The organism is Parashewanella hymeniacidonis (assembly GCF_016900895.1).
Classification (GTDB): Bacteria; Pseudomonadota; Gammaproteobacteria; order Enterobacterales; family Shewanellaceae; genus Parashewanella; species Parashewanella hymeniacidonis.
On the sequence record NZ_JAFEUN010000055.1, the window covers coordinates 22,631 to 31,880 of the forward strand.

Here is a 9,250-nt window from a genome sequence, read left to right on the forward strand (position 1 = left end):
TAATGCTAAAACAAGTTTCGCCGTTGGTTTTAATTTTAGCTGTTTCAGCTTGTTCTACACCAATTGAAAGAAGACAAGCCAATGGTAGCGATGATTACATCAACGCAAAATCAGAATCTAAACTTGTAATCCCTGAAGGGTTACATGAGCCTAAATACAACAGAGAATATCAAATTCCGAATGTTGCAAAGAATGCTAAGTCCCTAGTGGGTGAAGCATTAGACATTCGTCCGCCTTTACAAGTGTTGCCTACAGCTGAAGGTACTCACGTCGAAGATACGGGTAATGGCATAAAAATCGTTATTGAATCGATTGATAGTGCGACAGATTTGAAGCAAGAAATTACGTCATCGATAAAAGCATTTTTGAAACATCGTGATATTAAAATATTAAAAGAAACAACCGATCCTATTGTTATTCAAACGGATTGGATTGAAAGCAAAGAAGTCATTGATTCAAGCATGTGGGGGAGTGATAAAGTTTATACACTTCGCCAACGCTATGAATTTGATATCAACATAAAACCTCATGGACGTACTGGTGATATCAAGATAAAACTGATCGAACACCATGAAGATTATAATGGTACTGAGCAAAATATTATGCTTACCGGTGATGATGAACATCGTTATGCCGTAGATATGCTTAATAGTGCGGTTGGGTACCTAAGCCACTCTCGTGATAAGTCGATTAAAGCTAAGCGTGTTGCTAGAAGTGCCGGAATATCTACTAAGTTTGTTTCAACACCTTCTGACTCACAACATTGGGTAGCGAAAGCTGATTTCCAAAAAGTGTGGGATAGATTGAGAATCGTACTGCCTGAAGCTGGTTTTGAAATTGTGGATGTCGATACCAACAAAGGGTTGTACTATGTAGACTTCAAACAGGAAACGGGTTTTTGGAGCTCTTTATGGGGCGACAGTAAAGAGCTGAATCTAGAAAATGGTTCTTATCGAGTTGTTGCAAAAGAGGGAAGTCTGCCGAATACTACAGATATTCGAATTTTGACACCTGACGAAAAGCCACTATCTACCGAGTCGATGAACGGTTTAAGTGAAATATTTGTTAAGTTGATGCAAGAAAAGCGCAGCTAAAAGTACAAAAAGGCGCCTTGATGGCGCCTTTTTAACCTGCAGCTATTTGAATGTGTAAGTAAAAGTAAAATAGCTTGATGTTGCATAAATATTAATTAAACTGCCCAGTAATTTTATGCATTCATCGAGCTGTTATGAAAACAATTATATTTTCAGTTTTATGCTTTAGTCTGGCGCTGAGTTTCAGTCAGAATATCCAAGCCAAAAATAATAATCAAAAGTCTAATTCCCTACCTGTTGTTGTCGTTAAACCTGCTACCTATTCTAAATTAAATGATGAAATTGAAGCACTTGGAAATTTAGAAGCCAGTGAATCAATTATTGTGACATCAAAAGTCACTGAAGTGGCAACAAAAATAGAGTTCGATGATGGTCAAAAAGTAAAAAAAGGTCAGTTATTAGTTCAACTTAGAGATGCAGAGCAACGCGCTCAGTTGCGCATAGCTCAAGTGAACTTGAAGAATAATGAAAGAGAACTGAACCGTATAAAAACGTTAGTTGAAGAACAGTCGGTTGCGGAATTAGAACAAGATAGGCTTCAAACTGCCATTGATACTGCAAAAGCAAACAGAGATAGCGCCTTAGCCGATTTAAAAGATAGGCAAATTAAAGCACCATTCAGTGGTGTTTTAGGTTTAAGAAAAATCAGTGTTGGTTCGCTCGTCACTCCTGGAACTGAAATTACCACTCTTGATAATATCTCAACATTAAAATTAGATTTCACTATTCCTGAACGCTATCTACAAGTTTTGAAGCCGGGTAAAGTTGTTGAAGCTTTAGCAGTAGCCTACCCTGGAGAAGTGTTCAAGGGTAAAGTAAAGTCAATTGATACTAGAATTGACCCAACTACAAGGGCTGTTGTAGTAAGAGCTCAGCTCGATAATTCAGAATCAAAGTTGTTACCAGGTATGCTGATGACAATTGATCTAATCAAAGAAACACGTACGGCATTAATCATTCCTGAATCAGCCATTATCCCTAGACAAGATAGGCAGTACGTTTATATTGTGAATGACAAAAATGAAGTTGTTCAGCAACAAGTTGAAATAGGTCTTCGTAAGCTTGGTATTGTCGAAATCGTTAACGGACTAAAAAAAGGTGACAAAGTCATCACCCGTGGTTTCTTGAAAGTGAGACCGGGTGATAAAGTCCAGCCACAAAATGATGAAAACTTCACTTATGAATCAATCAAGCAAGGTTCTGTCGCATGATTTTGACTGACTTATCGGTAAAACGTCCAGTTTTTGCATCCGTTATCAGTTTGCTGCTTATTGTTTTTGGCTTTGTGGCATTCGATAAATTACCTTTACGTGAATACCCAAATATTGACCCTCCAATTGTTTCAGTAAAGACCAGCTACCGTGGTGCAAGTGCTGCTGTTGTTGAAAGTCGAATTACTCAGGTTATTGAGAACCGAATCAGTGGTGTTCAGGGGATAAAGTTTATCTCATCTCGAAGCAGAGATGGACGCTCAGATATCACAATCGAGTTTACAACGAAAACTGATATTGATTCAGCGGCTAATGACATTAGGGATAGGGTATCAGGTATTCTAAAAAACCTGCCTACAGAAGCGGAACCGCCTGAAATTCAAAAGGCGGACAGTGATGATGATGCCATCATGTGGTTGAACTTAGTTTCGACGAACATGAACACATTGCAACTTACTGACTATGCGAGACGCTACTTAGTCGATCGTATTTCTGTTGTAGATGGTGTGGCGAATATCTTTATTGGTGGAGGTAAAAATTATGCCATGCGAGTTTGGATCGATCGCCAAGCGCTTGCTGCACGTGGGTTAACGGTCAATGATATTGAGAATAAACTGCGCAGCGAAAACGTAGAATTACCTGCAGGTTCGATTGAGTCCAAAGAGCGACATTTCACCGTTAGGCTACAACGTAGCTATTTGAACCCCAATGATTTTAAAAACTTGGTACTTAAAAAAGGTGACGATGGTTACTTAATTAAGTTAGGAGATGTTGCTAAAGTCGAAGTTGCCGCAGAAGAAAACCGAATCATGTTCCGCGGTAATGGCGAATCTATGATTGGGTTAGGTGTTGCTAAGCAATCAACGGCAAACACATTGGATGTTGCTCGTGGTGTGAATAAGCTGGTCGATCAAATAAATCCGACACTGCCTGACGGAATGAAAATTAAGCGATCCTATGATAGCTCTGTGTTCATTGAGGCATCAGTTCATGAAGTGTATAGCACGCTAATTATTGCGTTAATCCTAGTTGTTATCGTTATTTACTTATTCCTTGGTAACGCCCGGGCAATGTTGATTCCGGCTATTACGGTTCCTGTATCTTTAATGGGAACCTTTATTGTGCTGTATTACTTAGGCTATACGATTAATTTATTAACCTTACTGGCACTCATTCTCGCTATTGGCATGGTGGTCGATGATGCCATTGTAATGTTAGAGAATATACACAGAAGAATTGAAGAAGGTGAGACGCCACTCAAAGCAGCTTACTTAGGAGCTAGAGAGGTTTCCTTTGCCGTGATTGCTACTACAGCAGTACTGATTTCTGTATTTATGCCAATTACGTTTTTGGATGGTGATTTAGGACAATTGTTTAAAGAGTTCGCCGTAACAATGAGCTCTGCGATTTTCTTCTCGAGTATTGTTGCACTTACGCTCAGTCCGATGATGTGTTCAAAATTGCTTAAGCCATCAAAGGAAGATACATGGCTAGCCAAGAAAGTTGAATCAGCAATGAATTGGCTGATTAATAAGTATAAAGGGCTACTGCGCTTCTCTATTAAACATCCAGCATTGATTTCTATGATTGTTGTGATTGCGTTTGGTTGCTCTTATTTATTGGTAAAGAAAGTCCCACAAGAGTTTGCACCTAGAGAAGATCGCGGTTCAATATTCTTAATAGTGAATGGACCTCAAGGTGCCAGTTTCGAATACATTGAAAAATATATGACTGAAATTGAACATCGATTGATGCCACTCGTTGTTCAAGGGGACATTAAACGTCTATTAATCCGGGCGCCTAGAGGGTTTGGCCGAGTATCTGACTTTTCTAATGGTATGGCGATCATTGTATTGGAAGATTGGTCGAAACGTCGTCCAGCTAATGCAATTATTGCTGATATACGAAACCGCCTTTCTGATTTGGCTGGAGTCAGAGCCTTTCCTGTAATGCGCCAGGCTTTTGGTCGTGGAGTGGGTAAGCCCGTGAAGTTTGTATTAGGGGGGCCAACTTACGAAGAGCTAGCGCACTGGCGTGACATTATCATGGAAAAAGCCAAGCAAAACCCTAATCTTGTGGGTTTGGATGATGACTATAAAGAGACTAAGCCACAAATTCGAGTTGTTATTGATAAACCTCGTGCAGCAGAGCTTGGTGTGTCGGTATCTCAAATCGGTAAAACACTTGAAACGCTTCTAGGTTCACGTGTTGTAACGACTTATATGCGTGATGGTCGTGAATACGACGTGTTACTTGAAGGTGATCGTAAACAGCAAAATACTGCTGAGGATATGAACAATATTTATGTTCGTTCAGACACAAGTGGTAAGCTAATCCCATTATCAAACCTCGTATCTATTCAAGAGTTTGCAGACGCCAGTTCGCTGAATCGTTACAACAGAATGCGTGCGATAACTATTGAGGCAAACCTAGCTGATGGTTACTCGTTAGGTGAAGCTTTGTCATACTTAAACGGAATTGTAAAAGATTACCTTCCTGCGGAAGCTACGGTTAGCTATAAAGGGCAATCTCAAGATTATCAAGAGTCTGGTGACTCAATTTACTTTGTGTTCGTGCTAGCACTGGGTGTTGTTTTCTTAGTCTTAGCCGCACAGTTTGAGAGTTATATTCACCCTGCGATCATTATGCTTACTGTGCCTCTTGCAACACTGGGTGCATTAATTGGTTTGTATGTAACAGGGCAAAGTTTAAATATTTACAGCCAAGTTGGCATTATTATGCTGGTTGGATTAGCGGCTAAAAATGGTATTTTGATTGTTGAATTTGCGAACCAGCTTAGAGACAGAGGGGTTGAGTTTGAAAAAGCATTAATTCAATCTTCCTGTCAGCGTCTAAGACCCATTTTAATGACCGGAATCACGTCAGCCGCAGGTGCCGTGCCATTAGTGTTAGCTTCTGGCGCTGGTGCAGAAACTCGTTTTGTCATTGGTATCGTTGTGTTATTCGGTATTATCTTGGCAACGATTTTCACCTTGCTCGTTGTTCCTGCAGCATATTCATTGTTTGCACGAAACAGTGGAACACCAGGTTCAGTAACCAACGAACTTGAAAAGCAATTACGTTAAACCTAATTAAGAGCCTCGAATGAGGCTCTTAATTTATCTGCTCTATTTCCTTTGATTAAATTTCAAGCTTAACCGCAAATCAAGCGCTCTTTAGTTTAGCTCCCTGGTAGATTTTAGTAACTTGACTTGAAAATTATTCATGAAAGTTTGTATTCCATTTTCGGAGTGACATTTGTCATATCGAATTGATGACAGCTGACTATATCGTTTGTCGTACGAATAGTAATAATTAACTCATCGACTCGCACAGCAGGGAAATGTCATGAGTAATACACAAAAGCAATCCATCGGTGAGGTCAGTGAACTGTCTTTTGCTTATAAGGATGCTCTGGTTCTGGATGGAATTAATTTAGAAATAAAATCAGGAGAAACACTTTCTATACTCGGGCCAAATGGCGCAGGGAAAACAACACTAATTAAAAGCATGTTGGGCCAAGTCAGAACAAGAACAGGAGCAATAAACATCTTGGGGCACCAACCCGGTTCTATCGCGCTCAAACGTTTATCTGGTGTCATGTTGCAGATATCTGGGCTGCCTGACATGTCTACGGTTTCAGAGCACATAAAATTGTTTCAAAGTTATTATCCTGATCCAATGAGTTATCAAAAAGTGCTTGAGTATTCTGGGCTTAAAAACAAAGAATATGAATACAGTAAGCCCTTATCTGGTGGACAAAAACAACGTTTGTTATTTGCATTAGCCATATGTGGCAATCCAAAGGTTTTATTTCTAGATGAACCAACGGTTGGAATGGATATTGATTCTAGAAAGGCGTTATGGAAAGCAATTGAAGAGCTAAAAGCCACAGGAACTTCAATTCTTTTAACGACACATTATCTAGAAGAGGCAGATAAGTTGTCAGATAGAATCATTATCTTAAATAATGGCCGAATAACAAAAGAAGGAACACCTGCAGAGATTAAGTCCTACACCGACGTTAAGACCGTTAAATTTCAATCATCAGTGCATATCGAGCATTTTTTGAATGCGACCTCTGTCGACCAATACTTCGATAATGCATTAAACCAACACTGTTATTCAATTGTGTCTCACTCTGCTGAAGAACTGCTAAAAGATCTTTTCAAAAGGGGTTTTCAGATTCAAAACCTAACCGTTGCTGGAGCAGATTTAGAGCAAGCATTCTCAGCACTAAATTTAAACTCTGTTGATAAAGGTTCTATTTTGGAGGTAGCGTAATGAATACCGTAACACCAGCTAAAATGAGCTTATTGAATATATTCGTGTTGGAATCAATTTCTGAATTAAAACGATTGATTCGCACCCCAGCATTTTGTTTACCTACAATCTTATTCCCTGTGATGTTCTATGTATTTTTCGGGGTTATTTTTGCTAAAAACCCTACAAGTGCAGCAACATATTTGATGATAACGTATTGTGTATTTGGCATCGTTGGCCCTGCATTGTTTTCATTTGGAGTAGGGATTGCAGTTGAAAGAGGGCAAGGGTGGTTTAATTTAAAAGAAGTTTCGCCAATGCCGGCCTCAGCGTATGTGATTTCTAGAGTTGTTTTGAGTGGGCTATTCGCAGCCATTATTATAACGATTCTATTTGCCATTGGTTCGTTGGCTGGAAACGTTGACTTAGCAGCGACTCAATGGCTGAGTCTGAGCGGAATTTTCATTCTTGGTTCTTTGCCGTTTTGTGCGATTGGTTTGACGCTTGGGTTAATGTTGAAGTCGAACAGTGCCGCAGCGATTATTAATCTGATCTACTTACCAATGAGCTTTTTATCAGGTTTGTGGATCCCAATTAATATGATGCCGGGATTTTTACAACAATTTGCAAATGTACTACCTCCTTACCACTTAGCTCAGTTGGCATTGAAAGTAACTGATATGGATGTTGGTGGCTCAGTGATAAAACACATTACTATTTTGGTAGTGTATTCAGTGTTGTTTTCGTTTTTGGCAATTAAGGCGTATTACCGTAAAAATAAGGGGTAGTTCTGTCAGCAGGATTGCAGTATCTCTAAACATAATCCTACTTGAACATCTACTCCATTTGATCAGAGTAAGAGCTTGGTAGCACTTTTCAGAATTTAATTTGTTTTGGTTTGCTCCTTTAAATAGAATTCGCCGCCTGCATTCTGCTGGTGGCATTTCAACTTATCGAAACCTGCTCACTTCAGAATTTCTCCCAATCAAAAAGGTACATAAATGAGCACTAAATTGGCTAATCCAGCTCCACTCGGTCTAATGGGGTTTGGCATGACAACAGTATTACTTAATATTCATAATGCCGGTTTTTTTCCAATTGATTCAATGATCCTATCAATGGGCATATTTTATGGTGGAATAGCTCAAATTATTGTTGGCATTATGTGCTTCATGCGTGGTGATACTTTTGGGACTACGGCATTCACTTCATATGGCTTATTTTGGTTAACATTAGTGGGTTTGATTCTGATGCCAAGTGCAGGAGTTCAGGCTAGTACGCCTGCGTTCATGGGCTGGTATTTAGTTCTTTGGGGAATGTTTACAGGGTTTATGTTCGTCGGCTCATTAAAGTATCCAATAGCAAAGCAGTTTGTATTTGGTTCACTTACCATCTTATTTTTCTTGCTCGCTGCTAGAGATTTCACTGGCAGTGAATTATTGGGAACGATAGCGGGTTATGAAGGGATTATTTGTGGTTTAAGTGCAATATATTTTGCGATGGCACAAGTTATTAATAATGAATATGGACGTACAGTGTTTCCTGTAGGTGAGAACAAGTAGTTAAAGCTCATTCTCCAGTGCTTAATATGAGCACTATGAGCACTGGAGTATCATAATATCCTCTGTGCTCTACCATTCTCTACTAAAAAAACGTTTATCTGTGTTTGAAAAGCGCTTAATGTATGACTTATCTAAATAGATTGTATATTAAGCGAGACAAAGGTGAGCAGTATACTTTTAGCTACAGATTGGCTTGAAGAAAATTTAAATGACCCTAATCTTGTGCTTTTAGACGTTAGCATGGAAAAGGTTGTTGGTCGTATTCCACTTAAATATCAAAATCCTAGCTACATTCCTAACAGTCGGCTCAAGTCGATTATTTACAAAATTGGCTATGATTATGAAATAGATATTGTAGAACTAGAAATACCAGTTGATCACATTCATAAGGTTGTAAGAGGTGTTCCTAAGATGTCTCCAAGTGATGTGATGCAAATAATAAAAAGTATTTCAGCTAGACAATTTTTCAAATTTCACCCAGAAATTAAGCGAAGATATTTTTGGGGAAGAAAGCTTTGGACTCAGAGCTATTTTGTTGAAACGATAGGTAATGCAACTGAAAAAGTAATCAGAAAGTATGTTCAAGATCAATTGGTAGAGCTAGACAAAAAAAGAGAAAAGTGCAGATCAGCTTGGACTGTTCAAATAAAACTCGGTTGCTTGCGGCCGAGTTCCTTTATCATTTGCCAGAGCTCAACTCCAGCGATGGAGGCTTTAGCTCCCTCTATTGATTTGTAGCCCAGTGCCGTTCGCATTTGCCACTTCACCGCTCGATGACTCTGTTCAACAATATTGTTGAGATACTTGACCTGCAACACCTCAATCAAACACCCAGCCATTTGTAATAACAATAATTGCCAGTTGAGTGTTTCTAATGCCGCCGCATTACTGCCGCTGAGAAAGTCCACGCAGTAAGAGTTGCACAGCGTGTTACTCTTCGTTGCCAGTGCTAACAATAGCTCACTATTGCCGCACACAGTCACCTTGATTAACAAGTTGTGCATTCTCGCTGAAATCGAGCATCTTCAGGTATCATAATGGTATGGACTCTCCCCACTCCTCTTCGGCGTCACAATGCGCCATGATATGTTGAGGAAAAAGCGACAAAACTTAATGAGGA

7 protein-coding genes and 1 pseudogene are annotated in these 9,250 nt (G+C 39.4%); 7 read left to right on the top strand and 1 reads right to left on the bottom strand.

Annotation, left to right across the window (positions count from 1 at the left end):
- Positions 1–2: 2 nt before the first annotated feature.
- From bamC to tnpA, 7 genes are all read left to right on the top strand, one after another.
- Positions 3–1,094, top strand: coding sequence for an outer membrane protein assembly factor BamC (gene bamC, locus JQC92_RS12110; protein WP_204999902.1), 1,092 nt, complete (start codon positions 3–5; stop codon positions 1,092–1,094).
- Positions 1,095–1,228: 134 nt separating this feature from the next.
- Positions 1,229–2,305 carry an efflux RND transporter periplasmic adaptor subunit gene (locus JQC92_RS12115; RefSeq protein ID WP_204999903.1) on the top strand — a complete coding sequence of 359 codons (1,077 nt, stop codon included), beginning with the start codon at positions 1,229–1,231 and terminating at the stop codon, positions 2,303–2,305.
- On the top strand, positions 2,302–5,391 hold the full coding sequence (locus JQC92_RS12120; protein ID WP_204999904.1) for an efflux RND transporter permease subunit: 3,090 nt from the start codon (positions 2,302–2,304) through the stop codon (positions 5,389–5,391). The genes JQC92_RS12115 and JQC92_RS12120 overlap by 4 nt, the downstream gene beginning before the upstream one ends.
- A gap of 262 nt (positions 5,392–5,653) precedes the next feature.
- Positions 5,654–6,589, top strand: coding sequence for an ABC transporter ATP-binding protein (locus tag JQC92_RS12125; protein WP_204999905.1), 936 nt, complete (start codon positions 5,654–5,656; stop codon positions 6,587–6,589).
- Positions 6,589–7,356, top strand: coding sequence for an ABC transporter permease (locus JQC92_RS12130; RefSeq protein WP_204999906.1), 768 nt, complete (start codon positions 6,589–6,591; stop codon positions 7,354–7,356). The genes JQC92_RS12125 and JQC92_RS12130 overlap by 1 nt, the downstream gene beginning before the upstream one ends.
- Positions 7,357–7,569: 213 nt before the next feature.
- Positions 7,570–8,130, top strand: coding sequence for an acetate uptake transporter (locus tag JQC92_RS12135; protein WP_204999907.1), 561 nt, complete (start codon positions 7,570–7,572; stop codon positions 8,128–8,130).
- A 162-nt stretch (positions 8,131–8,292) separates the two neighbouring features.
- Positions 8,293–8,868, top strand: a complete 576-nt coding sequence (gene tnpA / locus JQC92_RS12140; RefSeq protein ID WP_204999908.1) for an IS200/IS605 family transposase — start codon at positions 8,293–8,295, stop codon at positions 8,866–8,868.
- Here tnpA and JQC92_RS12145 read toward each other — a convergent pair.
- A pseudogene (locus tag JQC92_RS12145) lies at positions 8,772–9,026 on the bottom strand (DDE-type integrase/transposase/recombinase); the annotation flags it as partial. The gene tnpA and the pseudogene JQC92_RS12145 overlap by 97 nt on opposite strands.
- Positions 9,027–9,250: the final 224 nt, after the last annotated feature.

Bases quoted from the DNA above. Each gene is read 5' to 3' on its own strand.
- bamC (WP_204999902.1), top strand. From the start codon at position 3: ATGCTAAAACAAGTTTCGCCGTTGGTTTTAATTTTAGCTGTTTCAGCT.
- JQC92_RS12115 (WP_204999903.1), top strand. From the start codon at position 1,229: ATGAAAACAATTATATTTTCAGTTTTATGCTTTAGTCTGGCGCTGAGT.
- JQC92_RS12120 (WP_204999904.1), top strand. From the start codon at position 2,302: ATGATTTTGACTGACTTATCGGTAAAACGTCCAGTTTTTGCATCCGTT.
- JQC92_RS12125 (WP_204999905.1), top strand. From the start codon at position 5,654: ATGAGTAATACACAAAAGCAATCCATCGGTGAGGTCAGTGAACTGTCT.
- JQC92_RS12130 (WP_204999906.1), top strand. From the start codon at position 6,589: ATGAATACCGTAACACCAGCTAAAATGAGCTTATTGAATATATTCGTG.
- JQC92_RS12135 (WP_204999907.1), top strand. From the start codon at position 7,570: ATGAGCACTAAATTGGCTAATCCAGCTCCACTCGGTCTAATGGGGTTT.